Origin of the sequence: Legionella pneumophila subsp. pneumophila str. Philadelphia 1, from assembly GCF_000008485.1 — a bacterium.
In the GTDB taxonomy this organism is placed as follows: Bacteria; Pseudomonadota; Gammaproteobacteria; order Legionellales; family Legionellaceae; genus Legionella; species Legionella pneumophila.
The window spans coordinates 1,232,854-1,259,356 of sequence record NC_002942.5 but is presented as its reverse complement, the minus strand read 5'-3'; the positions used below and the strand labels follow the sequence as shown (position 1 = coordinate 1,259,356).

The window sequence follows — 26,503 nt, the reverse complement described above, 5'->3', positions numbered from 1 at the left end:
TATCTTTTTTGGGCAGTATTTTTTGGATTTAATTTTTAGTTTAGGAGTAATGATTATGCCTTTAACCCCCCCCGCTTCACCAAAAACTGAAAGACGTTCTGAAGAAGATAATCAACAAACTAATCAACAAGGAAACGAGCAAGGAAATCAACAACCAAGAAGCAGTATATTGACTCTTTTTGGTTTTACTCCTAATGCTCTAGTCATGCCATGCCCTCATGGCCACGGTCACTTCCATATTATGGATATTCAGGCAGATGATACATTAGTATTTGCTACTATGAATGGCAGTCCGGAAATAATGAGTCTATTGGCGCTTCAATTCCTGATGCAAAATGTCAACTTAAATCTTGATGATATGCTGGCAGCAGAAACAGATGCGAAAGAAGCAGAAGAAAAAGAAGAACAGGAACTGTCATCGTCTGAATCAGTGAATGAAGAAAAAGAAGAAGCAGAATTTTCATCTTCTGAATCAGAAAATGAAGAAAAAGAAGAAGAAAACGAAGAATCAAGCCGTTTTACAATGTAATATGCCTGCCCTCTTTTGAAGGGACACCCCGTATTTACCTGAGGTAAATACGGGATTTTTTTAATTCCTCTGTCTTCAATATTGTCAATCTTTATCAGAATAAATGTCCCAATAATCAAACGATAGCAACTAATCTCAGTAATAAACTATATATCACTGAATATCCTATATTTTCTCAACCAATATTTTTCTGCTTTCAAAAAATCAGTTAAGAGTTTGGAAAATCAATAATAAATGACCGAATTAAAAACCTTTTTAACAAAGAGATTGGGGTTTTTCGTAAGTTCTGAATAAATAAAAGGGCTATACTCGGTTTATTACTCTAAAAGATCATTAGGATAGGGACATGACGAAGACGGATAAAAAAATAGTGGTGGTCACAGGTTGTTCAAAAACATCTGGCGTAGGATATAATCTTGTATGTGAAATGCTAAAGCGCGGGCATCAAGTCATTGCAACGGTGAGAAATCTTGAAACAAGCCAAATTAACAAAGCAAACCTCCCAAACTCCAGCAATTTGGATGTAAAAATATTGGATCTTTGCGATGAAAATTCAATTGACCGCTTTATTAAAGAAGTCTTAAGTCAATATCAATACATTGACGCCTTGGTTAACAATGCTGCTAATGTGGCTATTGGCCCTGTTGAAAGCGCAACCACTCAAGATGTATTAACAACTTTTCAAACCAAAGTATTTGGCCCATTGTCTTTAATCAGGGGATTCATCCCTGTAATGAGAGAAAGGAAAAAAGGTTTATTAACAACAACATCGACGATTTTTACCTCTGTTCCCGTTAGTATTCCAGGTGTCGCAATCTATTTTTCAGCACTCGCAGCATTTGAACGATTACAAGAATCCTTGGCGATTGAGCTGGCCCCATGGAATATCAAAGTAATTAATTTCCAACCTGGGCCAATTACCACAGAATTGACCCGATTTGATGGCTCTCGCGCTGATATTGTTGAGAAATACTATAAAAACTTTACTGAACAAGCTTATCAATGGTTCCATCAGAATACTGTTTTTCAAAATGCAGCGGAAGTAGCCAAGGTATTTGCTGAAGTTATTGATATGGAGAATCCTGATTTATGCTATCAAAGCAATCTTTTTGGAAAGCAGTTTGTTGCAAAAAACAAAAAAGATACAACAGGGCGTGAAGGAATGGACAAGCTTCTGGAGCATTTCAAAAATTTACCCCATGACAATCCTGATGATTGGAAAATTCAATAAATGATTTACTGGATAAAGTCATACTATCCGCCGCGAAATCTTTGTGCATAAGCAAAAAATCGATCATGCCCGCGCAGGCGGGCAACCATTCCTCGCTTACCACCTAAACAAGATGAAGTAACTCGCTGATATACAATAAAAATCATATAATCTCGATCGCAAAATTGCGGCAGGATATAGCAACCAACCAGGATGAATAATGGGAGAGAAACAATATGTTGTTTATATATTAGCTAGTAAGGCATATGGGACCCTTTATACCAGGATTACCAGTAATCTTGTGCAACGAATATATCAGCACAAAAAAGGTTTGACCGAAGGATTTACTAAAAGATACAACGTCCATCGGTTAGTTTATTATGAAATTCACACCGATGTTTATGAAGCAATAACCAGAGAAAAATGTATTAAGAAATGGAACAGGCAATGAAAATAAACTTGATCGAACAAAAAAATCCTCAGCGGCTTGACCTGAGCATTGGATTATGTTGATAGATGGTTGCCCGCCTACGCGGGCATGACTGATTTTTTTGCTCATGTACAAAACACAAAAATAGACAATAGTTGACTAATTTTTTAATATTGGGAACAAAGTTTGTGATTGACTGGACAAGATAAGTCACAGCACACATAATTGCAGTTTTTATTTAATAAAGCAGATGACAACACCGCTCATTGAAATCCGTCAGATTTATAAATCATACGGCAATACACCAATTTTGAATAATGTTTCGCTAAACGTCAATCACGGTGAATTTTTAACCTTACTGGGCCCTTCAGGTTGTGGAAAAACAACCCTTCTTCGGCTTATATCTGGTTTTGAACAACCAACGCAAGGTGAGATTTTCATTAATGGTCAATGTGTTAATCAATTACCACCTCAAAAACGGGATGTGCATACTGTTTTTCAAAGTTATGCCCTTTTCCCTCATTTATCCGTTTTTGAAAATGTCGCATTTGCCTTGCGCTGCAAAAAAACGCCCAACCAGGAAATCAGGAAGCGAGTCTTTGATGCGTTAAAACTTGTACAACTTGAATCGTTAGCTGAAAGAAATGTGAAACAGTTAAGTGGAGGCCAACAACAACGTGTTGCGATTGCTCGAGCAATCATCAATAGACCTCAAGTACTGTTGTTAGATGAGCCATTGAGTTCCCTTGACTACAGGCTTAGGAAAGCCATGCAATCCGAATTGAAACAATTACAAAAAACCTTGAATATGACGTTTATTTTTGTAACGCATGATCAGGAAGAAGCCTTATCAATGTCTGACCGTATTGTCGTCTTTAATCATGGCCACATTGAACAAATTGGTACTCCCAAGGCTGTCTATGAAACCCCTGCCAACCTGCATGTTGCCATGTTTATTGGCGAAGCGAATATATTTGATATTCAGGTTCACACAGTAAAGGATCAAGACATCATAACGAACATTGAAGGAATCCAGCTATCCTGTAAAAACACTGGCAATTATCAAGTCAACGACCGGCTTCATTTGATCGTTCGTCCAGAGGATATTCGAGTTTGGAGCTTATCCGAAGTAGAAAAAACAGAAGGAATGTTGCCTGGTCGTATTGTTGATATCATTTATAAAGGCTCTACGGTTGATCTCAAAGTGGAATTGTCATCAGGCAAAATCATCAATGCTTCGGAGTTTTTTGATGAAGACGATGATAAGCTGGAATACACTCTCCATGAAACCGTTTGGGTACAATGGTTGCCTGGCTGGGAGGTTTTATTACCTTATGAAGGCTAAATCATCTGCACTGTATTTATTGTATTTTTGGCTAATTATTTTTGGCTTCATTCCTTTGTTAATGGTGCTGGTTGCCAGCTTTTTATCCCAAGACAGTATTCATCTTGTTACCTTGCCATTGACATTGGAAAATTATTTTGACTTGTTTACTCCTGTTTTTGCAAAAATCCTTTTCCGATCCTTGCTGATAGCCTGTGTCACCACCCTTCTTTGCCTGCTCATCGCCTATCCCTTTAGTTATCTTATGATTAAATCAAAACACCAATCTATTTTATTGCTGTTGATTATCATACCTTTCTGGACAAGCTCATTAATAAGAACTTATGCTTTGATTGCTATCCTTAAATACAAAGGCGTGATAAATGCCCTCTTGCTGAAATTGCATTTGATTGATGTTCCCTTGTCACTACTCTATACCAATTTTGCGGTCGTTATTGGCTTGGTTTACAATCTTTTCCCTTTCATGGTCCTACCCATTTTTACTAATATGGAACGGTTCGATTTCAGGTTAATTGAGGCAGCTAAAGATTTAGGGGCAAACAAGTGGTCTATATTTACACGAGTATTTTTGCCTAACACAGCCCCTGGAGTCTTATCAGGTTGTTTGCTGGTCTTGTTACCAGCAATGACTTTATTTTACATTCCTAATGTATTAGGTGGCGCTCGTTCCATTTTATTGGGAAATTTAATCCAAAATCAATTCCTTGTCCTGAGCGATTGGCCTCAGGGAGCCGCTACCAGTGTGCTATTAACTTCCGTTCTGCTTATTTTAATGTTCATTTTTCGGCGACAGAACAATGAGGTCATTCGATGAAAACAATGACACAGCGCCTGTTTCTTTCTTTAGTTTATGCTTTTCTTTATATCCCCATTGCAATACTGGTGCTCTATTCAGTAAATGATGCCAAATTTTCATTACAATGGCATGGGTTTTCTTTGCGATGGTACAAAGAACTATTTCATGATCGAGGCTTGTGGTCTGCTGTTTTCAATTCTATCACCCTGGGCCTAACATCCTCTCTTATCGCTACAACAATGGGGCTATTGGCCTCAATCAACTTATTTTTATTTCGTACAAGACACCGCCAGATCCTATATACCTTATTACTATTACTTATTATTATTCCTGACATAGTCCTGGGGGTTGCCTTATTAATTTTCTTTAATATTACCCAAGTACCGCTTGGCTTCTTGAGCCTTTTAGTTGCCCATATTACATTCTCCATTCCTTTTGTTATCTTGACCATTAATTCACGTATAAACACTTTAAATCCCAACATTTATTTTGGCGCCCTCGATCTTGGCGCCAGTCGTTATTTTGCTTTAACAAGAGTCTTGCTTCCTTTATTGTGGCCTGCGGTTTTAAGCGCTTTTTTATTAAGTTTCACTTTGTCATTTGATGACGTCATTATCAGCTATTTTGTGGCAGGCCCTGATTTTACTATCTTGCCTTTGACTATCTACTCTTTAGTCCGCGCTGGCGTCACGCCTGAACTCAATGCATTGTGTTCAATTACGTTCGTTTTATCGATGATTCTCGTTATTATCTCTCATCGCTTGTCAGGTAAATTGATATGAAAATTTTTTCATTGCTGCTCGCTCTTCTTACATTTAAGGCATTCTCCAATCCAGTCGTCAATGTCTATGCCTGGGGAGGTGAAATCCCTAAAAAAATAATTCATCAATTCGAACAAGAGTCAGGAATTAAAGTCAATTTTTCGACTTATGATAGCAATGAAACCATGTATGCCAAGCTAAGAGCCAGTCAAAAGACCATTTACGATGTCATCCTCCCTTCCGCTTATTTTGTAGAGCGCATGCAAAAACAAGGCATGTTGCAATTACTCGATCATAAACTGCTTCCGAATCTTCATAATCTGGATGAACAATTTGTTAAAAATGATTATGATCCGGGTAACCGTTATAGTATACCCATCATCTGGGGAGCAACCGGGATTTTCTTTAATCATAATTCCGTATCGAACCCGCCAAAAAACTGGCAAGGCTTATGGGATAAAAAGTGGCGTAATCAGCTAATGTTACTTGATGATTCACGCGAAATATTTGCCATAGCTCTGATGAGTTTAGGGTTTGATCCCAATGATACCAATCCAAACCACATAAAAGCAGCCTATGAACACTTATTGCAATTGGTACCTAATATTAAGTTATTTGCCAGTGATAGTATTCAAGCCATCATGATAGATGAGGATGCTTTTATTGGATCAGCATGGAATGGCGATGCCTTCAAAGCACATACGGAAAACAAAGCCATTGAGTTTATTTATCCTCAAGATGGTTTTGTGATTTGGGTAGATTGTTTGGCTATCCCTAAAAACCCCCCACACCTGAAAGAGGCGTATCAATTCATTAATTTTATTCTGAAACCGGAAACAAGCGCTCAAATTGCACTAAAGGAAGGACATGCAATTACCAATGCCGCAGGAAGAGCTTTATTGCCATTGCCTATAAAAAATAATCCTGTGGTTTATCCGCCAGACAAAACACTAAAGAAGGGTTATTTCCAACGCGACATCGGCGAAGAAACACTAGCGCTTTATAATCAATATTGGGAACAGTTAAAACTTGCTTTTTAGTTTTCTGTTGTGAAGTAGCGCTAAATATCCAGATGAAGTACTTCATTAACTCAACGAATTAAAATTCAGAAAGCAAGGTTGCTTGCATATTTTGTATACAAAAAGAAAATAATTATGCTTAATTTGTATAAATTCAATCTATTTTATGTTTTTATTTGTCTCACTTTTTACATATTATTCTCATACTTAATATTTTTTTTTCACATCAGTTAATATTTGCTTAATAATTAATTGTTACCATTACAGCACATTGATTTAAGTGATTCAAAGAGGATTTACAATGCAAGAACGTAGAGAGAAACAGGGTAATAATTCACCCTATCTGTTGACGCCCTATGAAATGGCCAATTTAGTTTTTAAAACAGGAGCTATTTCTTTCACTGTTTCTGCAGGAACTCAACCATTTCAATACTTGCTAAACAAATTGCAATTTTCACAATCTGGAACTCCATCTGGATTGAGCGGAGGACTTTTCCGAGGCATGTACCGTGGCTTCCTTCCTTATGCTATTGCAGGTCAAAAACGCGGTGCTGTGGCTGTAACCCATAAACAAACTAACAAAGTAACAGAAGAGGAAGAATTCGAAGCCCCATTCCGTCAACGTTGGTGGGGAACCATATTCTTTTCTCAGGCTGATCTATTGGTTAGTAATGGTTTAAGTGGAAAGGCAAGACTGCAAAATGTCGGCGTTATTAATGCTGAAAACTTTAAATGGTCCCTTTCCAACTTTTGGAAATTAACTTCAGTCAACTGGGGTTCTCGTTCTTTTGCCGGTGGGGTCAATTTCGCATTGATAGGATTTGCAGGAGACTATGTCAGTTCATTTTATAAGTTTGATAAAGACTTGTATAACAAAATATTAGGCGGCGCTACTTCTGGCGTCATTGCGACATTATTTACAACCGCCCCTAATGCTTATGCGGATAGTAAATTGTTGCAAACTAAAGTGGCTGAAAATAACCGTTTAATTACTGTGTCACCCTATACCATGTTTGGTCAAATGAAATCACATGTAAAAGCGGTTGGTCTTAAGGAAGCCTTCATGACCTTTTTCAAAGTTAGCTATTTGCAGCAAGTAGCGGTAAGAGCTCCTCAAGCAGCCATCACTTTTGCCCTCATTTTTGGTATGGATGAATATATGGGTCCTCAACCTTTGAAAAAGGTTTGGCCTGGACGAGTCGAAGAGCTTGAGTCAGAGAATCCATCCCCATCCCCTACCAAGAAATAATCAAGAGTAACAAGGATGTTATTTTTCATCATTATGCCTTAAAAAACAACAATACGTTATACTGCATAAACTGTACTTATTTAATCTACATGACGTTAAAAAGATATGATTGATTTGATCTTAATCATACAAACAGGGGAATGTATTGCATTAGGCAGAAATTCATTTAGAATAAATGATGAATAATTAGCAGGATTATTATTAACTAATCAGGACGGTAAATATGTTATCATTCTTTGGGAAATGTATGTTAAAGACCTTAGGCGGAGCAACCAGGACAGCGGCTCTTGATACTGCGAGAGCAACAGCAACAACAACGGTTGTTCTAGGCACTATGTACCTCTGGGACAGAGTAGCTAAAAATTATGGACTATATGACAAGGAAAATTCCAAGCCAATAAACCTTGATCTGACTAATGACGAATATATGCGCCCTAAAGTTTAAACTAAAAGATTATTTTTGCTCCCAACTATCCTGTTGGGAGTATTTAGCTCTCACTTAAATCAAAATCTGAAATACGCTGCAAATTCTATTATTTAAAACGAGAATAAATTACCCTACCTATCCAAAATACGAATAAAGCAATAATTCCCCACAGTAAGATCATTGGGACAAACAAGATAACAAATTCGATGACTCCATAAGTAAACTGCCGTAAATTATCTATTAAAGCCTGGTAAGATTTCATCACAACTTCAGATATTTGCCATGTGGAATTTTGTGTATTTTTTATCGCAGGATCAATCTGCAGGTAAATTGTAACTAGTGAATATGCGATAGATTCCTTGTAATACTTAATCTGCCCTTCTATCACATCAATTTTTCTCTGCGTTTCACTCAGTTGTTGATAGACAGCAAGTACATCAGAAGTATTTTTTGCACCTTGCATAATTTTATTTAATTGATCTTTAGCAACCCTGTAATTTTTCAGCTCACTTTCAAGATCAACGTATTGCCGGGTAATGTCCTCACTCGTGATCGATTCCTCAATTACTTTAACAGCCAAAGATTTTAAATTTTGCAATACATTGTTTAAACGATTACTTGGTATTCTAATGCTGATTTGAGCGATATTCCCACCAACATAGAAACTATCCTGTCTTAAGTTAGAGTTTACTACATATCCTCCCTCTCGCTCAGCCATCTGCATAATTTCATCAATAACTTTAGTCGGATCATTGACTTCCAGAGTGATATTCGCATTACGAATTATCATTCCTTTCATGACTTGCTCTGAAGCAGAAGGATTATTGTTGCTATCACCAGAACCACCTGGTACCGCATTGACTTTTTCAACAGTGGGATAGGCATTCCCCATTGCTGGAGCGCCCCCATATAATGTTTGTCCGGCTCGATTTATCAGCATGTTGTACGCAAATAGAAGGACAGCGTAAACTCCAATAGCGACAAACAAGTATAAAATGATTTTCTTCATTTTTAATTCAATAGTCCGATATTATAAAAATAAGTGTGGCATAGACTAATTGAAATAACCAATAGCATTTTTTGATTTAACTTATAGTTAATTTAACTACCAAAACCATCAAAAATTAATCCTGATCATAAAATTAGTAATAAACTAATAAGAGACAGGGAGGTATTTCATGAAAAAAATAGCACCAACACTAAAAAATGAGATCATCAATACAGCAATAGACATTGCCCAGGATACCTCTTGGGAAAAAGTGAGGCTGATTGATATCGCTAAAGCATTAAATATCGATTTAAATACGATCCGATATTTTTTTGCGGAAAAAGAGCAAATCATTGATGGCTGTTTTGATCGTGCTGATGAAGCCATGCTCAATGCGTCCTCCAGACCAAAATTTGATTTACTCACTGCCAAAGAAAAACTGCATGATTTATTAATGACTTGGTTAAGTACTTTCGAAGGCCAGCAAAAAGTAATCCGGCAAATGATATTTCATAAATTAGAGCCTGGTCATCTTCATCTTCAATTGCCTGCAATCAAACGCATCAGCCAAACTGTTCAATGGTGGCGTGAAGCAGCTGGTCTTCGAGAAACCTTTATTCAACGTGCCATCCAGGAAACCGGATTAACCATCATTTATCTGGCCACCTTTAGTTATTGGTTATTAGATAACTCCACAGAGCATCTTGCAACTCGTCTTTTTTTGGAAAACAAATTAAATATGGCAAAAAATTTATCCAATTTTTGGGGTTTTACTTACTATGCACCATCTAAAATTAGCTGAGAGACTTGGTATTCAATTTCCTATCATTCAAGCACCTATGGCCGGAGGAGCTACTACTCCTGAGTTGGTTGCAGCGGTTTCTAACAGTGGTGGTTTGGGCTCTCTGGGCGCAGGGTATATGAGACCTGACGAGATAAGACAGGCCATTATAAAAATTCGTCAATTAACAAGCAAACCTTTTGCTGTTAATCTTTTTATACCCGAAGCACATCATGCAACACCAGAACAAATTCAAAACGCTTGTGATGATATCAATTTGTGCTGCACTGAACTAAACATTGAAATCAGTCCCGTGAGTAAGCCCTACTCCCTGCCTTTTGTTGACCAAATGCAAATCCTGATAGAGGAAAAAATCCCTGTCTTTAGCTATGCATTCGGTACATTAGAACCGATGTGGATCAAACAATTGAAGAAAAATGGAACCTTTCTGATAGGAACGGCAACCACTATACACGAAGCAAGAATACTTGAAGCAAGTGGGATTGATGCCATTGTTGCACAAGGAAGTGAAGCAGGAGGGCATCGAGGTACTTTTATCGGCAATGCTGAGGAAGATTTGATTCAACTATCTGAGCTGATACCCCAATTAGTAGAAACAATACGAATACCAGCGATAGCCGCCGGGGGAATCATGAATGGTAAAGGCATAGTTTCTGCAATAAATGCAGGTGCCTCTGGCGTGCAAATGGGGACCGCCTTTTTAAGTTGTTTTGAAGCTGGCATCACTTATAAATACAAACAAACCCTATTATCGCAGCAACAAGACAATACTGTACTAACACGTGCTTTTTCGGGAAAGCTTGCTCGTGGAATTCGAAATAAATTCATTATTTGCATGGATAATCGGAAAATAAATATCCTCGACTACCCCATTCAAAATGCATTAACCCAGATGATGAGACAAAAAGCCAGAGAAAAGGATAATATTGATTTTATGTCGTTATGGGCTGGACAATCGGCTCATTTATGCCGCTCTATGTCGGCAAGTGACTTAATAAGTACTTTAGTTATTGAGGCAGAAATTAGGTAAAAGAGAGGTGAATGATTACAAAAACAGGACTTACAAAAAACCTTAAGATCGAGGCAAAAAATGTTTTTAATGAGGGAGTTTAGATAAACTAAATGACCGAATTAAAAACTTTTTTAACAAAGAGACTGGGGGTTTTAGTAAGTCCTGAAAAATTCTTTCATCCATTGTCCTAGCTTGGCTTATAATAAAAATTATAAATAACATAACAGGATCGGTATGTTTCGTTATTTTAAACAGGGATGGCATGGAGATCTGAAATTTTCTGAAGTTCTGTTTGGTTCAGGTGGTGATTATTTTTTGCTTGAAGGCGGCCTGGCGTATATTGGATTCTATATTTTATTTGCCATTTTGTTAATAACATCTAAACCATTATCTCTAGATAATATATTAGCCCTAGCTCTCTTCTCCTATGGCATAGTCTTATACATCTGGTTAATTAAAGCATTTTGGGGATCGGCGCATCATTGCTCAAATAAAATTTCAGCCGTTTTGATTCGTACCTTTACCATTCTTTTGCCCTTGATTTCGATTGTGTTGTTTTTTCTGATTATTATTTATTATCTTGTTACAGCCATAACAGACGCTTTGAGTGGCTGATGATGTTGCATTGATTGAATGTTTCAACATCCTTTATAAAAAGGGAGTTTGATATGGATATTAAAAAAAACAAAGCAAAAATATTTGTTAATTACATGCTTCAGCTAGCCAATATCAATATCAATGGCCAAACACCTTGGGATATACAAATTTATAATGATGAGTTCTATTCCAGATTATTGCGTGATGCCGATTTGGGTCTGGGTGAAAGTTACATGGACGGTTGGTGGGATTGTCAACGAATTGATTTATTTATTTCAAAACTGATTAACGCAAATCTTGAGTCCAAAATTAAAATTAATTTTAAATTGGCATTTAATGTCTTTTTATCAAAAATATTGAACCTGCAAACCCAAAAACGTTCTCTACATGTTGGTAGACAACATTATGATAGAGGAAATGATCTGTTTCAGATTATGCTTGATAGCAACATGAACTACACTTGCGGTTATTGGAGAAAAGCTGAAAATTTGGAGCAAGCCCAACTCGACAAGCTCGATCTGACCTGCAGAAAACTCTGCCTTAAACCCGGTATGAAATTGCTGGATATCGGATGTGGATGGGGAGGACTTGCAAAATATGCTGCTGAAAACTATGGGGTATCAGTAGTTGGCATAACGATATCACAGCAACAATACGAGTTAGCTAAAACGCGCTGTGCTCATTTGCCTGTTGAAATCCGATTTCAGGATTATAGAGACTTAAATGAAAAATTCGATCGTATAGTCTCCTTAGGGATGTTTGAGCATGTTGGTTACAAGAATTACCGAAAATACATGGAGATTGTCCATCAATGTTTAAATGATGATGGTTTGTTCATATTACACACTATAGGTTCCAATGAAAGTGTCACAAAAGCCACACCCTGGATTTCAAAATATATTTTTCCCAATGGAATGATTCCATCCATCATGCAAATAGGCCAAGCTTCCGAAAAATTATTCGTTATGGAAGATTGGCATAATTTTGGAGCTGATTATTACAAAACATTAATGGCATGGCATGAGAATTTCAATAAGGGATGGGACCAAATTAAATCCCAATATAGCGAAAAATTCTTTCGTATGTGGAATTATTATTTGCTCTCTTGTGCTGGCGCTTTTGATGCCAGAATGTTGCAATTATGGCAGATTGTTTTTTCAAAGAAAGGAATTCAAGGAGGTTACTCTGCGCCGAGGTAAATGGTTTAAACGATTTATTCCGTATCGTAATACCTTCACCAGCAAACCTGGTTTTCCATGCCATGAAGTTGGCAAGATTATTCATATATCCCGTTAATTTTGCTTGCAATTTTTATTATCTGGAATATAGTTTGAACTGAAATTTTGTCTAAAAAGGAATTAATATGCCAAAAAATAATGAACCAAGTGGAGAAGAGCTCAAAAAAGCAGGGATAGTGGTAGGAATAACAAACCTGCTTTTATGGCCATTTTATTATGCCGACTCGAGATGGGGGTTATTTGCATCCATATTCGCTACTTCCGCAGTACTTTATGCTTCTCACGAAGTCGGAGAAAGTAAACGGCCCGTCGAAAATTCAGTGGCGCGACTTGGCCTCTTCCAGCAGCGTGGGGCCAGCAATGCTGAAATTGAAAATGCTTTTAATAATACGGTCACAGGTGCCGCTGCGATATATGATTGGCTTGTTCCTGGCTCTAATGGCCCCAAATAATAAGCATCCTGTCTTATAATAAATTATATTTTTGGGAAGTATTATTTTATCCAAAACCACATCGTTCTGGAGATTGGTAAAGATCTCCAGAAATCTGTTGTCTTTACTTCTCACTGCCTTTATCCAATACTTATAATTAATCTGCTAATGGTGGATAAATAATGAAATTTCGTACTAAGTTATTTCTTGGCCTACTTCTCATTGTAATCACTACTAACGGCATATTTCTGTTTTTATCTTATCAATATGGTAAAGAAACCGTATACAAAGAAGTAGGCTCATCAGCCCTATCCATAGCTGCGGCAACAGCTGTCCTGATGAATCCGGAGGATATCCAGAAATTTAATCTGGATACGTCTGCAAACTCACCTCTTTACAAAGATCTTGAAAAAAAACTTCTTGAAGTACGTAACGCAAATCGTCGCAAAGATGTGTATGTGAATTTCATATATAGTTTATTTCCTGACTCTAATAATCCCAAGGTACTTCGCTTTGCCGTAGATCCCGAAGAAAACACTATAGATAAAACTGAATTGGGAACTGTCATGAAACTTAAGACTGAATCAGGGCAGACAATTAATGTAAATTATGAATCCCCTATCGTTCTGCCTGAATTTGTTGAAGACATCTGGGGTACATGGCTGACTGCTTTATACCCAATAAAAGACGCACAAGGGAAATACCTTGGAAATATCCGAGTGGACGTAGACGCCGATTCGGTTAACCAAAGATTTCATTTCTTGCTGTACTCAGGTATTGCCGTCTTTATCTCAACATTTTTATTTGCCATTTTTTTAGGCTGGTTACTTTTTCAGTGGTTCAATAAACCCTTATTAAAAATTACAACTGCACTCAAAAATATTGCCCAAGGTGATCTTGAACAGCATCTCGACATTAGGACAAAAGATGAATTCGCGGAAGTGGGTCGAGTAATCAATGAAATGACTGAAGGATTAAGACAGCGTAACATGCTGCAAGTAAGCTTAACACGTTTTATTTCTCATGCTTTAGCAGAAAAAATTGTGAAATCTGGTGAGTTACCGCAAGTATTTAGCGAGAGACGTAAGGTCACAATTATGGTCTGTGATATACGCGATTTCACAACCATTTCGGAGCGTATAAAACCTGAATTGGTAGTTGATTTTTTAAATCATTTTTTTGAGAAAATGATAGAAGCTATTACCTCGCAACATGGAATATTGGATAAATATCTTGGAGATGGTTTTTTAGCGATTTTCGGTTCACCTGATGATGACGCCTATCAAGAAGACCATGCTATCCATGCCGCATTAAAAATGCGAGAAGCGATGAAATCACTCAATGCCGATTGGGCAAAAATATTAGGCTCTGAAATACAAATTGGTATTGGTATCAATACAGGCAGTGCCATTGTCGGGAATATTGGAACTGATATACATATGGAATACACAGCTATTGGTGATACTGTCAATTTGGCATCACGAATAGAAAATGCCACCAAAAAACTCAATACAGATATTCTAATCAGTGAATATACTTATATTGCGACAGATCATACGGCATTTCAATTTATAGAATTGGGAGAAATTTCTATCAAAGGAAGAGTTCATAAAGTAAAAGTTTATACGCTTTAAGATTAATTATTTTTAATCTGTAACAATTGACTGGGAACCCTTTATCACACCATATCAAAATACACCCACTAATTCTTGTGTCAAAATGGTATAGTCTTAATCAACACCAACAACACTTTGCTTGCCAGCTAGCCTCCTTTGGTTGGATTTCGCGAGGGAGATATCGTTTTATCCTTTTCTGTTTTATGCTCATCTGGATTTTTTGGGGAATCACTAAAGAACTCGTGCCTACGACCCTGAGGTCGTTTTCTCTGTACAACAGGTATTCGTTGCCTTTTACTTAAATCCATTTCTGGTTCTTCATTTTCTCCAGATGGTTCTTTATGTTTAGATACTGGCTTTCTTGTTTTCTCATCACCAATAGTTTTTTCATGACCTAATCTGATTTTTTTCTCATGTTTTTCCTTTTTTGTTTCTCCATGAGATTTAAGCAATTCCTGGACTTGCAACGGTGTAACAAACATTAAGAAATCCTGATTTTCTTGGGTTGACCATCCTGGAGAAGCAGGCACCTTGCTTGAGAGAGTATCTGTTTGAACGGGTTTTAATGGTTCTTTCTCGCCTTTTAAAATAAGCAATTCAGTATGATCTGATTTTTTACGCTTCACTCTATGTTGTAGTTTTGGACTAGGAGTCATTTGAGCTCCTTTTTCATGGAGTGCTTTCTCTATCAACTCTTTATTTTGAGTAATATGTTGCGTCAAAGTAGCCATTACACCCAGTGGTAAAATATCAATTGGCGTAACTTTATTGCTAGCCGTATTTATTGAAAAAAGCTCTCCATTCTTGTTTATTCCATATCGAATGCTATGAATTCCATCAGAGGCTTGAAAAGATGCCGCGATGAAGACATACTTATTTTCAGTATCAGATTCATTGGCTGAACTCCAACGTAATATAAACTCTGCCTTAGACTTGGAAAAGTATTGTTTCACTTCTTCTCCAGTTCTGATATTTTCCTTGTAGTGCCTGTCAACAAATATTTCCTCCATCACTTTATATATTTTTTCACTTTCCAGGGATTCTAATTGTTTAGGACTGTACAAGTTATAGCCTTCAATCCCATTACAGGTAACATAAAGACGCCCTTTATTTTTCCATTCAATCGTTGCTTCCTCAGTAAAATCAAAAATACGAATATCTTTGCTACCATTCTCTGTTATAAACGCCATAGCTGGCGTTCCCTCTGGAGTTGGAGAATAGTGACCATCAAATCGCATAGTAGTTGCTGCTGAAGCAATAACTCTTGTATTAATTTGTTTTTCCCTGAATAAGCGCCCCAATAAGCCTGCCCCACTACTAAGACCTCCCTCACCTGCATTACATGCCCAAAGAACGACAGTTATCGTATCACCTGCTTTGAGGCTTCCATTCTTCAGAATCAGATCTCTAAACTGTTTATATGTCCATTCGGTACTCATTGGCTGAACCGGAGTCGCTAATGGGGGAACATAATCGCCAGTAAGATGATCCAAGGCAGTATTGCTATGTCCGGTAATGAAAACCAGGCTGCCATCTTTAATTTGATTAAAGTACTTTCGCTCGTCAGGACGAGCCTGAGCGTCTCTATGCATTTTAATAACAGGAAAACCAGTCACATGGTTTATTCCAGCAGCAGTTCCTCCTCGACGAGGAAAAGAAGTTGTGGCTTCAGGGGATTGTGAACTTAATACGATTCCAGTAGGCATTATTCATACTCAATTAGTTTATCTTGAAAATTTGAGCAAAATTATATGCAATCAGATTTTTATTGGAACTTCAAAGTTGTTTTGCTTTGCTCAATTGCGAGTGCTTTATAATGATCAACGGGAATCATCTTGATTTTGAAGGAAACTTTCTATTAACTTCGTGCTGTCTAATATAAAACCAGCATAGTTTATTATAAAAACATTAAGATTATATTAATAACAATCAGCATTGAAATAAAAAATACATTTGAGATGTTTTAAAATTTTTAAGATATGCTCAAAAGGTAGACTGAAAAAAGCAGGAAGATACTACTCAAGATAAACATGATTTATTGAAAGTGATCAAGCAAGACTATGAACTTTAAAACATAAAAGTTTTTTAAAGGTTGAAAATCAAACTGTTTTAAATATTAAACAGTTATTTGGACTAAGATTTTTTTTTCTGGTGCATTTTATATACTTCTATTGCCTCTTTGTCCGGTCTATGCTCCATAGGCATCTTACGTTCTCTCCATGGCTTATTGATCTCCTGATAAAAATTCTCAAGAGTGAAGTATTTTCGATCATCTACATAATAGGTTTTATATTCATCTCTCGTCGTGATAAAGATAACTTTCCTGGGACTACAATAATACATTGCGGCCAGGCACATCGGGCAAGGATGAGCAAGTATATAAAAATCGCAATCGTATAAATGCTCACAACCTAATTTCGCTGTAGCAATCCGTATTGCATTAACTTCAGCATGGGCTGTAGGATCATGGGTTTGCGCCACCGTATTGGTAGCTTCAGCAAGAATTTTTCCATTCTGAACTATAAGACAAGCAAATGGTCTGCCCCCATGTCCCACATTCTCTCGAGCCAGCTCGATAGTACGCTTTATAAAATCCATTTTTTTCCCATTTTTAGCCCATAATTATTAATTATTTCCCATAATATAAAAAGTAACAAATGAATCTATCCAGGAAAACATAATGACTAAAAAAAGAATAGACAGGCTTATTTTTTCAGAAGTTGAATGCAATATGAAAAAATGCTCTATGGTTATTGCAGGCAAACCCATATCCTATGAGAAATTGTTTGGTACAGTGAATCGTATTGCAATTCACTTTCAAAATAAAGCACTCTCTGGAAGCCGTATCGCTTTTATGTTGCCCAATAGTCTTGAAATTATAGCCATTTACCTGGCCTGTTTTCAATCAGGATGTATTGCCATGCCTGTTAATCGCCGCTATGCGCCACCTGAGCTTGAAAAGGTATTGCGCGATGCCCAACCAATTTATTTAATTATCGAAGCAAGTAAATTATTTTTGCTAGAGAAAATCAATTGGTCAGCGACAGGAATTAAAAAAATTTTTGTCCTGGGGGAAAATCAGAATTATCCTTATTTTTCTTTTAATGAATTATTAAATGAACCAGCGAATTGCCCAAAAAATGGTATAGATTATAAAGCGCCTGCAGTAATTTTTTATACCTCCGGTTCAACGGGGGAACCCAAAGGAGTTGTTCATACGCTTTCTTCCATTGAAGCGATGCTTGACTCGACTTCATTGGCACTGGAAAACATTACTGCTGACGACAAAATGATAATCTGTGAGCCACAATGCCATGTAAGTGGATTTATCGAAACATTCTCTACATTATCACAAGAAGGTACCGCGTTAGTTCATGATGGTTTTGATATGGATTGGTACCTTGCGACAGTGCGACATGAAAAACCAACACTGGCCGTTCATCATATTGATACCTATATAAAGTTATTAGACTCTGGACGCTGTAATACAAAAACATTTCAATCATTTCGTGGAATTTATACAGGTGGGGATACACTACCTGTGGCAGTCCAGGACAAGTTTCTGGCTTGCGCTGGTAAACCAATTCAAGTGGGTTATGGAATGACGGAAGCCATTTGGCTAACAGTCTGCAGAACCCCTGATTTGACTCAAAAATCCTGTATTGGCAAACCGGTGAATGGGGTAACATTACGCCTTGTAAACGCAGCTGGAGAAGACGTACGTTGTGGTGAAACAGGAGAAATACTGGTAAAAGGTGATATGGTGATGCATAGTTATTGGAATAATCCTGAAGAAACCCGCAAGGCATTTATAAAAGGTTGGTTTAAAACAGGAGATTGCGGAATTCAGGATGAACAAGGTTATTTTTATTATAAAGGTCGGATTAAAAACATTATTATCCGCAATACATCCAATATTATGCCTGGTGAAGTGGAAGCAACCATTTATAAACATCCAGCAATTAGCGCAGCGGCTGTGATTGGTGTACCTGACGAAGCAGAAGGAGAAGTACCAATTGCTTTTGTAGTAGTAAAAAAGAGTAACCAATTGACAAAAGAAGAATTATATTCTTTTTTAATTGAGCAAATTGCTCAATATAAAATACCTGCAAAAATATACTTTATTGATGAGATGCCCTTGACCAATAGTGGAAAAATTAATCATAAGAAACTGTATGATTATCTTTAAAATTAAAAAATACACAGTTTACATGAGGTCAATAAGCATCACAAAAATATTTATGACCGAGCGATAAAATAAAAACAGCCCCTTTATGCAAGGGGCTATTTTAATGCGGGAGCACAGTTTAAACCCTCCAATTGCTTTACTGGCTTGCGTGAAAAAAAAGTTCCAAAATAGCTTAGGACAGATCCATTAGTACTTGTATCTCCTTCTTCCTCAACTTCGGTTACTTCCACCTGAGGGTACAAGCTGTCCTGAACCATTCTAAAACCTGAGAAAATACTCTTTAGTATTAGAGGCAAAAAACTCAACATAATCAGCATACTGGTCAAGTTCGTAGATTCATTAAACAGAGCATAATTAGCAAGGGATTGAAAAACAGCGATTATTAAGGCAATCCCCATTGTATTGGAAATCAATCTTGAAGCATTGATGTTCCGATTATCCATTGGCAAATCGGAGCTTTCATTTATTTCATAAAAAGCAATCCACAACCATAATAAGTCAAAAACAACGCTATACCAATGCTGCTGATTCATTTCTGTGACATCTGCTCCAACTGTTTTAGCCAAATCAAACGTCATTTTTCCACTTTTGAGTGCCAAAGCCATGGTTGGCTTTTCTTGTGAGTTGGCTAGAGGGGCAAATTTTTGAACGAACAGGCTTTTGGGTAGATTAATGTCAAACAGTTCATAAAAAGTTTTCTGGGAACCAAACAACCGTCTTAGCTGCTCCTCACTAATATTGGTTAAGCCATCCACTCCTGGAGCAAAAGTTCCATCATCTGAATGATGCGCTATCACCACATTAGAATTTTTCATCATCATAACATCATTAGTACCATCCCCGTTGGCAACAACAAAATAGTGATGGTCCTTAAGATAACGAGCTAAAACACCTTTTCCCTCAGTACTCATTTCAGCAAAAATAACGACGGGGCGTTTTGCCCCTTCTCTACCCATCAGTTTTTGGAATCTGTTCAATATCGCTTCATTAATACCTGAAAATATAACTGTAGAGTCAGAGGGATAATTTTCTTCATTTAAAAATTCAATACCTTTTTCGTCAATCTGATCGGCACGCAGCGTAACAATTTTTCCTGCATTAGCCGGGCACAATACTTTAGCAATATTTTCTGCTGCCTTGGTCGTATCTCCTGTTGCTACAAAAACTGGAACTGATATTTCCCGACATTGGGCAATAAATTTTTCTGCTCCTTTTTTTACAGGATTATCAATAATAAAAGTACCGTAATACATCAAATTTTCGAGCAATAATTTATTTTGCAAAATAAAATGCTCAATCTGCTTTTTATCATCCTTGCTAAATAATTCTTTCAAAATAGTAAACTCGCGTTCACTGAGTTTACCTCGAGCCAAACACCAATCACGAGATAACACTCCAGTACGACTTTGCATAGTCGTATAGGCTTTTAGCAAAGGAGTCTCCTTAAAAGCCTCTTGTTTGGGCACTCCGCAAAAGACCAGATAATGATCAGAACCATCCTGAACCAAAGTAAAGCGCCCGCCAAACGTACGATATAAACCCAAATGAAACGTTTCAATTTCTTTCTTAATGTCTTTAGAGATCATTTCTTTTTTAAAATGATTATTCCCTAAAGTAATCACTTCCAGACACTGCCGATTATCGAGTAAGGATTGAAATAACTCCAAAATAGCATGTTCCTCAGGTTCCAATTCTTTTTTATTGTTAGTAAACGCATTGCAAAACACTTCAAAAGTTTGCAGCCATTGGGTTTCTTCTGGCAGGAGCAAACCCTCCTTTTCCTTTAATGTCTTCTGAACCTCAGGAGCCATATCATTAGTCCATAACCCTAATACATCCATTCTTGTAGTTGTAAGAGTTCCGGTTTTATCTGAAATAATGGCAACACCATTGGGAAATCTGTCACGATAATAACCGCCAAGAGCATTACATAAATCAACCACACGAAGAGCATCTATGGTTCCAAAAGGCTGATCCCCGAGCTCGCTATTCAATTTTTTCATCAAACGGCTATTCACAGTTTCTCGTAAAAAAGCTTCAGAAAAAGGAATCATAGTCTGAAAGAGTGTGAACATGAGCCTTAGGGTTTCTGCAGGCATTGCAGTAATATCCCTTTGTAAAAAAGCAGCCATGATAACGGAGCCTAAAATAGAATATAAAACACTTCTTTGTTTTCGTTCGGCAATAATCTCATTAATGACTGCTTTTTTTTCATAGTTACTGCTTAACAAAAGCTCTTTCTCGGGTTTGATTTGAATAAAAATATTATCATTACCATATAAATTTAATTTATCGCCTACCAATACTCCTGCCTGTTTGCCATCTCTAACAGCGTGCAAATCCACCTTTTTATAATGCGAGGTAAAATCAGGCTTGGTTTCATGTTCTATCCAAACATCTTCCCCATTTTGGGCTTTCAGGTTAACGCTAAATTTTTTTTGTTCCAGGGTTTGAGTAAATTCTCCTTTTAAATCACGCCTTAAAGCAAGCAGCTCCCCAGAAACCGGTACACAAGCCAAATCGATGCTGCTATCACAATAAACCAGATCCCCTGTGCGTAATTGATACCTTGGGATACTTATAAACATTGGGCCATCTGCTGTAAATCTTAAAACCTGATGTAGCTTATGATTGTATTCGTAATCATGCTCAAGCTTCTGTTGCTGGATACGCATTTTTTTTATCGTCGATGGTGCCAAATCCGCTAATAATGCAGGCAAGTTACGAAATTTCTGCATTATTCTATCCGCATAGCGAATGTTGTGTGAAATGAGCCCCAGCTGAAATGCGCGTGAACTGATCATCAGTTCGCTGGCAATAAAATGATTGATTTGAAAATAAAGATTGGATATGGGTGTGAGCCCGCTTGAAATCACTGCTGTATCCGAGCGTTGCGCACCCTTGTTGTATTGGATTCGCACTAAAAACTCTTGTATTTTTTGTGTTAGATAAGAAATTCCGCTAGGAACCAGCAGCGCGCTGGTTCCTAGCCCGGCAATTAATGAATATTCATCAGAAATACTATCATTCAATAAATAAGTGGTGCCTTTGAAAACCGAACTATACATGTAGGTTATTGCCATGACTTCACTGGCTACTGCAGCAGATAATTCAACCTGGGAAGTAAATTTCCTGTCCGTTATCCGATTTAAAGCACAGTACCCTAATATCGCTGTACCAAAAAGAAATTTAAAAATAAAATCATATTCCGGGCTTCCCGTTTGATATTCGCTCATGGATCGGGTTAGATAATCACCAAGCAGCAATGCTGCTCCAGAGGATATCGTTGGCCAAATGTATTTTTTGAAACTGCTCCAATCCATAGAGTCTAAAGAAAAAGTCATGGCTAAAGTGTTATAAAGTTCCCTTACACGAGTAGAAAGAAAACTCCCTATGCCTTCTACAGTACTTCTCAGATAATACGTTCGATCCGGCTCAGTATTTTGTACCAATTGAAGCGGTAAAGCTCTGTTCTCTTTAGGAGTAGGTTTTCGCGATTTTTTTTCGGTCGTCTTTAATATCTTCATGTTATAAATCCTTTTGTACTCCAATAACACTCTATTGGATCTTTAGAGCTCAACCTGATAATTAACTTATCTGTATAAAAGTTCAAGAGGATTTGAAAAATAATTACAGAACGATTCAAGAAAAATAAGATTCTTTCAGGACTTACGAAAAACTCCAAGGTCGAGGCAAAAAATGTTTTTAATGAGGGAGTTTAGATAAACTAAATGACCGAGTTAAAAACTTTTTTTAACAAAGAGATTGGAGTTTATCGTAAGTCCTGTCTTTAAATAAGGTTATCTCCTGAGTTGAAACTGACATTGGCCTAATTTACCCTAGGTTGTACTTATCCACTTATGTTGCAAGCGACTTAAAGTGCCATTTTGCACAAGATCGGCTAGGACAATATTGACTTTATCCCGCAGTTTAAAATTATCTTTAGCAAACGCGATACCAAGTTTTTCATGTGTTTCAGCCTGCAAAGGAACAGCCAAATTTGTATAGTTTCGAATTAAACAGGAAATAACAGGATATAATTTAATGACCAAACCAATTTTACCGGCAGACAGATCTTGTATGGCTAATTCTATTTCATTGTATGCATAATATTTAATATCACTGAGTATGTTCTTACGTAATAAATCCTGAGCAACTTCGTCCGAGGTATTGCCTTTCTGTATACCAGCCACCAAACCTGTCAAATCCTCAAAAGAAGAAACATTTGGCTTTAATTCAGTATTAACCGCGATACCCTGATTAAACTGTAAATAGGGATTCGAAAAAAGTACTTGTTTTGAGCGGTTTGGTGTAATAGTCGTTCCTGAAATGACAACATCGTATTTTTTATTAGCCAAGCCTAAAAAAATATCATTAAAATTTTCTCCCTCATATTTGATCTGGACTAGCTGCAAATTTAAAATTCGACAAATTTCTTTTATTAAATCACCATCAAAACCATCACCTGGCTCAATATCAAACGGTGGATCTGGATAAGCAGTAGCCACCAATAATTTTCCCGGCTTTAGAATCATAGATATAACTATTGTTTGGAATCGATTCACTAAGTATAGATTAATCAGAAAAAATTCAGCCAAATATTTTTTATGCCATTGATTTAAATGAATAATTTACCCATGATTACACGAGTAATATATCCAGGATTGGTTATGTAATTAACAGCTAAAATTATAAAAACCAAAAAGAATATAAAAAAATCACTATGTTTATTTATCTATCTAATGCATTGTTATATAATGCTGAATTTTAATCATTTAGATTTAAATTAAATCTAAATTAACCAGAGATCACGTCATGCGTATGAAAATGTTTTCTAAAACAATTCCATTAACCAGCCAGGAAGCCTTTGAAATATTATGTACTACAGATTATCTTAAAAAAATTTCAAAGATTATCTTTAATTTTCAACAATTGTTTAATGTTGAAAGAAGTACTCTTCTTTCTCATCACAAGTTCAACCCCAAAATAAGTAACAATCGAGAATTCCTTCAAGATCTGGAAGCTCGTTATGATCGCCTCAATCAGGCAATAGAAAATAATGAACCTTACCCTTTTTTATACGGCGATGTATGTTTATTGAAAGAATACCTCCAAGTCATTCTAGGCTATTACCAGGATCAGCTTAAAGCACATCAGCCAGTAGCAAACAGCTATTTAAAACGGATAACTAAAAGCCACAAATTTTCAACTCTAATGTCTGATATTTCAGAAGAGGAGCATCCTGAGCTTGGCAAAAAAGATTCGGAAATTTTAATCAAGTACACCATTAACTTCTGTGCAAAAAAAATCATGATGGAAGATCTAAAAACAATTAGTGACCTTGTAATAAAACCATTTTTATTTGATCACAAAGACGAAGAAGGTTTTTCTTATTGCAATCCATAAGCTGGAGAATAGATTAGAGGGCAGTGACCTGGATTTAACGATATCTCTAAATCGGATACTGCCCAACCCCTTCCAAGCCCTACCTTGAAAAGCCTCTTGATTGCGCAGCTAACAATATTTTATTTCACTAAAATTGACTCTGAAAAACCGATCCAAAATGAAAACTATTGCCCTATAATTAAAAAAGATTACTTCTCTTATTAAAAATGGACCAGATTAAGAAGAGACCCAATTTATGAAACGGATAGTATTTATACTGTTGTTTATAAGCAACGTTCTAGTTCACAGTGAATCACTCAAGGTGGGTGTCTTACAATTTGCTCCTCCTTTCTCATCTATATCAGACAAAGCAAATCACTATTATGGTTTCGTTGTTGCCCTCATGAATATAATATGCAACCGTTTGCAAGAAAAATGCGAATACATCCCTATTCCTAAAGAAGGCGAGTTAAAAGGTCTGGATAAAGGTGTTTATCATATTGTTTTTAGCTCAACCCCTATCACGACATCATTACCTGCTAACTATCGGTACAGCTTGCCCTACTTACCCAGTGACGGTCAATTTCTGACATTAAAAAACAACTCGATTGATACCTTGAACGATATCAATTTTAAAAAAGTTGGTTTCTTTAAGATTAATTTTCAGCAATCTCCTCTTTTAAAAAAATACGAAACCACCAATACGCTTATAGAGTACACAGATCCGGCAGAATTAGTTAATGCACTAACAACCAAAAAAATTGATGCGATTTTAATCAATTATCAAGCGTCACGATTCATCGTGAATAATCTCAACCCCACTGAAGACGATCAATTAAAATTGATTGGCGATAAAATACCGATAGGAAGCGGATATGGGATCATAGCCCTTAAAAACCAATCGGCATTGATTGATAAAATTAATCACATTTTGCTGGAAATGGAAAAAGATGGTTCCTACCTCCGTATCTACAACGAATATTTTGGTGCAAATCCAGCATATAATCTTCATCATTAGTAGGTTAGTATGAAAATTGCCACATATGAGAAATTTAACCAAATTTATTAATAAGTTATCGAATAGGCAAGCGTGAAACTTTGACTGAACACGGGTTATGTTTAGAATGCAGGATTGCCGGAAACTTAAGTTTTTTTGAAAGTCCTGTTCCATTCAAGATTGCTTGACTTTTTCCAAATAATTAACTGTCGCCCTTTTACCAACGCTTCTCCCGAGCCAATATGATTCCATTTCATAATATCCTGAGCTGTAACTTTATAAAGTCGCTCAAGAGTATTATACGTTTCATTGGCTTGGACAATATGTATGACCCTGTATACTTTACCTTTTGTTGGTGTCTGGCTTAAGAATTTTGACTTTGAAATTTCGTGGAAAGGCAATGCTGGAGTACTTTTGGCGCTCGGAATTAACAAGATCTGATTGGGTCTTATCGAGTGTTCTGACAGACGATTTAATTTTTTTATTAATGAAACAGTCGTATGATATTTTCTGGCAATACTTTGTAAACTATCACTTGGAAGGACGAGATGTTTTCTCCAGCTCACTCGTTTATCAACAGGTGAATGGGATAAATTGAAATAAAATTGAGTCACTTTTGCTATAGGGATAAGCAAAGTGAAGGGTTTATAGGGTGCGGTAGCCCATCTATTATAACCCGGATTTAATTTGGTTAATTCACTAACCGAAATTCCTGCTAAACTAGCCGCATGATTCAAGTCAATTTGACTGCCAATATTCACCTCTTCAAAATAAGGTCGAAATGGCGTTGCAGGAAGATTTATTTTATAAGCCCGAGGGTTGCTCATGATTTCAGCCAAAGCTAAAAATCGAGGGACATAAATTTGAGTTTCTTTAGGTACATCCAGATTCCAAAAACTGACGCTACCTCCGTTAGTGTTATTTGCTTTTACAGCTCTGCCTATGGCTCCTTCGCCAGCATCGTAAGCTGCGATGGAAAGTATCCAGCTTCCGTTAAACACTTTATTTAAATGCATCAGGTGAGTCAGGGCTGCATCAGTTGAATGATTAATGCTTCGTCTTCCATCAAACCACCAATCCTGAATTAAACCTAATTGATTCCCCGTCACCGGCATTATTTGCCATAAACCTGCAGCACCAACCTTTGAGTAAGCAAAAGGATCGTAAGCGCTTTCTATCATAGGGAGTAATGCCAACTCACCGGGTAAATTTCTTCTTTGTATTTCTCGAGTTACATGATAAAGATAAGGCTCAGCCTGTTTACAGGCCTTAGTCACAAACCCTGGATGATCCAGTAGCCAGCGAATTTGATCTTGAACCTCTGGGCGATAGGCTTCATGATTCATCTTGAATTCACTGCGCAAAACATCCCATACATCAGGTGTTTCAAATGATTTAGCATGAGTACTGAAGATAAAAAAAATAAGGCAACTGAATAGCAGCTGTATTTTTTTATCGATGAATGTCTTAATCAAATTACTA

25 protein-coding genes are annotated in these 26,503 nt (G+C 36.9%); 18 read left to right on the top strand and 7 right to left on the bottom strand.

Going from position 1 to position 26,503, the window contains the following annotated elements:
- Nucleotides 1-22 precede the first annotated feature (22 nt).
- Both cegC3 and LPG_RS05690 read left to right on the top strand, forming a co-directional pair.
- Nucleotides 23-529 carry a Dot/Icm T4SS effector CegC3 gene (cegC3, locus tag LPG_RS05695; protein WP_010946878.1) on the top strand — a complete coding sequence of 169 codons (507 nt, stop codon included), beginning with the start codon at nucleotides 23-25 and terminating at the stop codon, nucleotides 527-529.
- Between the two features lie 346 nt (nucleotides 530-875).
- Nucleotides 876-1,760 carry an SDR family oxidoreductase gene (locus LPG_RS05690; RefSeq protein WP_010946877.1) on the top strand — a complete coding sequence of 295 codons (885 nt, stop codon included), beginning with the start codon at nucleotides 876-878 and terminating at the stop codon, nucleotides 1,758-1,760.
- A gap of 23 nt (nucleotides 1,761-1,783) precedes the next feature.
- On the opposite strand, the gene LPG_RS15415 is transcribed toward LPG_RS05690, so the two are convergent.
- Nucleotides 1,784-1,906: a hypothetical protein gene (locus LPG_RS15415; protein WP_015444606.1), complete on the bottom strand. Its 123-nt coding sequence runs from the start codon at nucleotides 1,904-1,906 to the stop codon at nucleotides 1,784-1,786.
- A 53-nt stretch (nucleotides 1,907-1,959) separates the two neighbouring features.
- Here LPG_RS15415 and LPG_RS05685 point away from each other — a divergent pair, with 53 nt between their 5' ends.
- The 7 genes from LPG_RS05685 to LPG_RS05655 all read left to right on the top strand — a co-directional run bounded on the left by LPG_RS05685 (nucleotide 1,960) and on the right by LPG_RS05655 (nucleotide 7,784).
- Nucleotides 1,960-2,190, top strand: coding sequence for a GIY-YIG nuclease family protein (locus tag LPG_RS05685; protein ID WP_010946876.1), 231 nt, complete (start codon nucleotides 1,960-1,962; stop codon nucleotides 2,188-2,190).
- Between the two features lie 229 nt (nucleotides 2,191-2,419).
- On the top strand, nucleotides 2,420-3,514 hold the full coding sequence (gene potA, locus LPG_RS05680) for a spermidine/putrescine ABC transporter ATP-binding protein PotA (protein ID WP_015444607.1): 1,095 nt from the start codon (nucleotides 2,420-2,422) through the stop codon (nucleotides 3,512-3,514).
- Entirely contained in the window at nucleotides 3,504-4,328 is an 825-nt protein-coding gene (locus LPG_RS05675; RefSeq protein WP_010946874.1) for an ABC transporter permease, read from the top strand. Before potA ends, LPG_RS05675 begins: the two co-directional genes overlap by 11 nt.
- Nucleotides 4,325-5,092 carry an ABC transporter permease subunit gene (locus tag LPG_RS05670; protein ID WP_010946873.1) on the top strand — a complete coding sequence of 256 codons (768 nt, stop codon included), beginning with the start codon at nucleotides 4,325-4,327 and terminating at the stop codon, nucleotides 5,090-5,092. The genes LPG_RS05675 and LPG_RS05670 overlap by 4 nt, the downstream gene beginning before the upstream one ends.
- Complete coding sequence (locus tag LPG_RS05665; RefSeq protein ID WP_010946872.1) at nucleotides 5,089-6,111, top strand: ABC transporter substrate-binding protein; 1,023 nt, start codon at nucleotides 5,089-5,091, stop codon at nucleotides 6,109-6,111. Before LPG_RS05670 ends, LPG_RS05665 begins: the two co-directional genes overlap by 4 nt.
- A 259-nt stretch (nucleotides 6,112-6,370) precedes the next feature.
- Nucleotides 6,371-7,339, top strand: coding sequence for a lpg1137 family Dot/Icm T4SS effector (locus LPG_RS05660; RefSeq protein WP_010946871.1), 969 nt, complete (start codon nucleotides 6,371-6,373; stop codon nucleotides 7,337-7,339).
- 247 nt (nucleotides 7,340-7,586) lie between these two features.
- Nucleotides 7,587-7,784 (top strand): hypothetical protein, encoded by a 198-nt coding sequence (locus tag LPG_RS05655; protein ID WP_015444609.1) that lies wholly within the window; start codon nucleotides 7,587-7,589, stop codon nucleotides 7,782-7,784.
- An 88-nt stretch (nucleotides 7,785-7,872) separates the two neighbouring features.
- Here LPG_RS05655 and LPG_RS05650 read toward each other — a convergent pair whose 3' ends face one another.
- Nucleotides 7,873-8,775, bottom strand: coding sequence for a DUF4349 domain-containing protein (locus LPG_RS05650; RefSeq protein WP_010946870.1), 903 nt, complete (start codon nucleotides 8,773-8,775; stop codon nucleotides 7,873-7,875).
- A 169-nt stretch (nucleotides 8,776-8,944) separates the two neighbouring features.
- Here LPG_RS05650 and LPG_RS05645 point away from each other — a divergent pair, with 169 nt between their 5' ends.
- The 6 genes from LPG_RS05645 (at nucleotide 8,945) to LPG_RS05620 (ending at nucleotide 14,468) form a co-directional block, all read left to right on the top strand.
- Nucleotides 8,945-9,556, top strand: a complete 612-nt coding sequence (locus LPG_RS05645) for a TetR/AcrR family transcriptional regulator (protein ID WP_010946869.1) — start codon at nucleotides 8,945-8,947, stop codon at nucleotides 9,554-9,556.
- Nucleotides 9,534-10,586 (top strand): NAD(P)H-dependent flavin oxidoreductase, encoded by a 1,053-nt coding sequence (locus tag LPG_RS05640; protein WP_010946868.1) that lies wholly within the window; start codon nucleotides 9,534-9,536, stop codon nucleotides 10,584-10,586. The genes LPG_RS05645 and LPG_RS05640 overlap by 23 nt, the downstream gene beginning before the upstream one ends.
- 216 nt (nucleotides 10,587-10,802) lie before the next feature.
- On the top strand, nucleotides 10,803-11,183 hold the full coding sequence (locus LPG_RS05635; protein ID WP_010946866.1) for a hypothetical protein: 381 nt from the start codon (nucleotides 10,803-10,805) through the stop codon (nucleotides 11,181-11,183).
- A 53-nt stretch (nucleotides 11,184-11,236) separates the two neighbouring features.
- On the top strand, nucleotides 11,237-12,364 hold the full coding sequence (gene cfa, locus LPG_RS05630) for a cyclopropane fatty acyl phospholipid synthase (protein WP_015444610.1): 1,128 nt from the start codon (nucleotides 11,237-11,239) through the stop codon (nucleotides 12,362-12,364).
- A gap of 164 nt (nucleotides 12,365-12,528) precedes the next feature.
- Complete coding sequence (locus tag LPG_RS05625) at nucleotides 12,529-12,855, top strand: hypothetical protein (protein WP_011213487.1); 327 nt, start codon at nucleotides 12,529-12,531, stop codon at nucleotides 12,853-12,855.
- Nucleotides 12,856-13,016: 161 nt separating this feature from the next.
- Entirely contained in the window at nucleotides 13,017-14,468 is a 1,452-nt protein-coding gene (locus LPG_RS05620; RefSeq protein WP_010946864.1) for an adenylate/guanylate cyclase domain-containing protein, read from the top strand.
- A gap of 128 nt (nucleotides 14,469-14,596) precedes the next feature.
- Here LPG_RS05620 and ravO read toward each other — a convergent pair whose 3' ends face one another.
- Together ravO and LPG_RS05610 are read right to left on the bottom strand one after the other, a co-directional pair.
- Nucleotides 14,597-16,156 (bottom strand): Dot/Icm T4SS effector RavO, encoded by a 1,560-nt coding sequence (gene ravO, locus LPG_RS05615; RefSeq protein WP_010946863.1) that lies wholly within the window; start codon nucleotides 16,154-16,156, stop codon nucleotides 14,597-14,599.
- Between the two features lie 427 nt (nucleotides 16,157-16,583).
- Nucleotides 16,584-17,048 (bottom strand): nucleoside deaminase, encoded by a 465-nt coding sequence (locus LPG_RS05610; RefSeq protein WP_010946862.1) that lies wholly within the window; start codon nucleotides 17,046-17,048, stop codon nucleotides 16,584-16,586.
- Nucleotides 17,049-17,130: 82 nt separating this feature from the next.
- Between LPG_RS05610 and LPG_RS05605 the strand changes: the two genes are divergently transcribed.
- The gene (locus LPG_RS05605) at nucleotides 17,131-18,639 is read left to right on the top strand and encodes a class I adenylate-forming enzyme family protein (protein ID WP_010946861.1); all 1,509 of its coding nucleotides are present in this window, start codon (nucleotides 17,131-17,133) and stop codon (nucleotides 18,637-18,639) included.
- A 95-nt stretch (nucleotides 18,640-18,734) separates the two neighbouring features.
- Here LPG_RS05605 and LPG_RS05600 read toward each other — a convergent pair whose 3' ends face one another.
- Entirely contained in the window at nucleotides 18,735-22,166 is a 3,432-nt protein-coding gene (locus LPG_RS05600) for an HAD family hydrolase (RefSeq protein ID WP_015444614.1), read from the bottom strand.
- Between the two features lie 312 nt (nucleotides 22,167-22,478).
- Nucleotides 22,479-23,174: an ABC transporter substrate-binding protein gene (locus tag LPG_RS05595; protein WP_015444615.1), complete on the bottom strand. Its 696-nt coding sequence runs from the start codon at nucleotides 23,172-23,174 to the stop codon at nucleotides 22,479-22,481.
- 280 nt (nucleotides 23,175-23,454) lie between these two features.
- Between LPG_RS05595 and LPG_RS05590 the strand changes: the two genes are divergently transcribed.
- Complete coding sequence (locus tag LPG_RS05590) at nucleotides 23,455-24,045, top strand: lpg1124 family Dot/Icm T4SS effector (protein WP_010946858.1); 591 nt, start codon at nucleotides 23,455-23,457, stop codon at nucleotides 24,043-24,045.
- A 235-nt stretch (nucleotides 24,046-24,280) separates the two neighbouring features.
- Complete coding sequence (locus LPG_RS05585; RefSeq protein WP_010946857.1) at nucleotides 24,281-25,042, top strand: transporter substrate-binding domain-containing protein; 762 nt, start codon at nucleotides 24,281-24,283, stop codon at nucleotides 25,040-25,042.
- Between the two features lie 125 nt (nucleotides 25,043-25,167).
- On the opposite strand, the gene LPG_RS05580 is transcribed toward LPG_RS05585, so the two are convergent.
- The gene (locus LPG_RS05580) at nucleotides 25,168-26,496 is read right to left on the bottom strand and encodes a transglycosylase SLT domain-containing protein (RefSeq protein ID WP_010946856.1); all 1,329 of its coding nucleotides are present in this window, start codon (nucleotides 26,494-26,496) and stop codon (nucleotides 25,168-25,170) included.
- Nucleotides 26,497-26,503: the final 7 nt, after the last annotated feature.

What these genes read in the sequence shown, in the direction of transcription:
- LPG_RS05690 (WP_010946877.1), top strand. Translation starts at nt 876, where the DNA reads ATGACGAAGACGGATAAAAAAATAGTGGTGGTCACAGGTTGTTCAAAA.
- LPG_RS15415 (WP_015444606.1), bottom strand. Translation starts at nt 1,906, where the DNA reads ATGATTTTTATTGTATATCAGCGAGTTACTTCATCTTGTTTAGGTGGT.
- LPG_RS05685 (WP_010946876.1), top strand. Translation starts at nt 1,960, where the DNA reads ATGGGAGAGAAACAATATGTTGTTTATATATTAGCTAGTAAGGCATAT.
- potA (WP_015444607.1), top strand. Translation starts at nt 2,420, where the DNA reads ATGACAACACCGCTCATTGAAATCCGTCAGATTTATAAATCATACGGC.
- LPG_RS05675 (WP_010946874.1), top strand. Translation starts at nt 3,504, where the DNA reads ATGAAGGCTAAATCATCTGCACTGTATTTATTGTATTTTTGGCTAATT.
- LPG_RS05670 (WP_010946873.1), top strand. Translation starts at nt 4,325, where the DNA reads ATGAAAACAATGACACAGCGCCTGTTTCTTTCTTTAGTTTATGCTTTT.
- LPG_RS05665 (WP_010946872.1), top strand. Translation starts at nt 5,089, where the DNA reads ATGAAAATTTTTTCATTGCTGCTCGCTCTTCTTACATTTAAGGCATTC.
- LPG_RS05655 (WP_015444609.1), top strand. Translation starts at nt 7,587, where the DNA reads ATGTTAAAGACCTTAGGCGGAGCAACCAGGACAGCGGCTCTTGATACT.
- LPG_RS05650 (WP_010946870.1), bottom strand. Translation starts at nt 8,775, where the DNA reads ATGAAGAAAATCATTTTATACTTGTTTGTCGCTATTGGAGTTTACGCT.
- LPG_RS05645 (WP_010946869.1), top strand. Translation starts at nt 8,945, where the DNA reads ATGAAAAAAATAGCACCAACACTAAAAAATGAGATCATCAATACAGCA.
- LPG_RS05640 (WP_010946868.1), top strand. Translation starts at nt 9,534, where the DNA reads ATGCACCATCTAAAATTAGCTGAGAGACTTGGTATTCAATTTCCTATC.
- LPG_RS05635 (WP_010946866.1), top strand. Translation starts at nt 10,803, where the DNA reads ATGTTTCGTTATTTTAAACAGGGATGGCATGGAGATCTGAAATTTTCT.
- cfa (WP_015444610.1), top strand. Translation starts at nt 11,237, where the DNA reads ATGGATATTAAAAAAAACAAAGCAAAAATATTTGTTAATTACATGCTT.
- LPG_RS05625 (WP_011213487.1), top strand. Translation starts at nt 12,529, where the DNA reads ATGCCAAAAAATAATGAACCAAGTGGAGAAGAGCTCAAAAAAGCAGGG.
- LPG_RS05620 (WP_010946864.1), top strand. Translation starts at nt 13,017, where the DNA reads ATGAAATTTCGTACTAAGTTATTTCTTGGCCTACTTCTCATTGTAATC.
- ravO (WP_010946863.1), bottom strand. Translation starts at nt 16,156, where the DNA reads ATGCCTACTGGAATCGTATTAAGTTCACAATCCCCTGAAGCCACAACT.
- LPG_RS05610 (WP_010946862.1), bottom strand. Translation starts at nt 17,048, where the DNA reads ATGGATTTTATAAAGCGTACTATCGAGCTGGCTCGAGAGAATGTGGGA.
- LPG_RS05605 (WP_010946861.1), top strand. Translation starts at nt 17,131, where the DNA reads ATGACTAAAAAAAGAATAGACAGGCTTATTTTTTCAGAAGTTGAATGC.
- LPG_RS05600 (WP_015444614.1), bottom strand. Translation starts at nt 22,166, where the DNA reads ATGAAGATATTAAAGACGACCGAAAAAAAATCGCGAAAACCTACTCCT.
- LPG_RS05595 (WP_015444615.1), bottom strand. Translation starts at nt 23,174, where the DNA reads ATGATTCTAAAGCCGGGAAAATTATTGGTGGCTACTGCTTATCCAGAT.
- LPG_RS05590 (WP_010946858.1), top strand. Translation starts at nt 23,455, where the DNA reads ATGCGTATGAAAATGTTTTCTAAAACAATTCCATTAACCAGCCAGGAA.
- LPG_RS05585 (WP_010946857.1), top strand. Translation starts at nt 24,281, where the DNA reads ATGAAACGGATAGTATTTATACTGTTGTTTATAAGCAACGTTCTAGTT.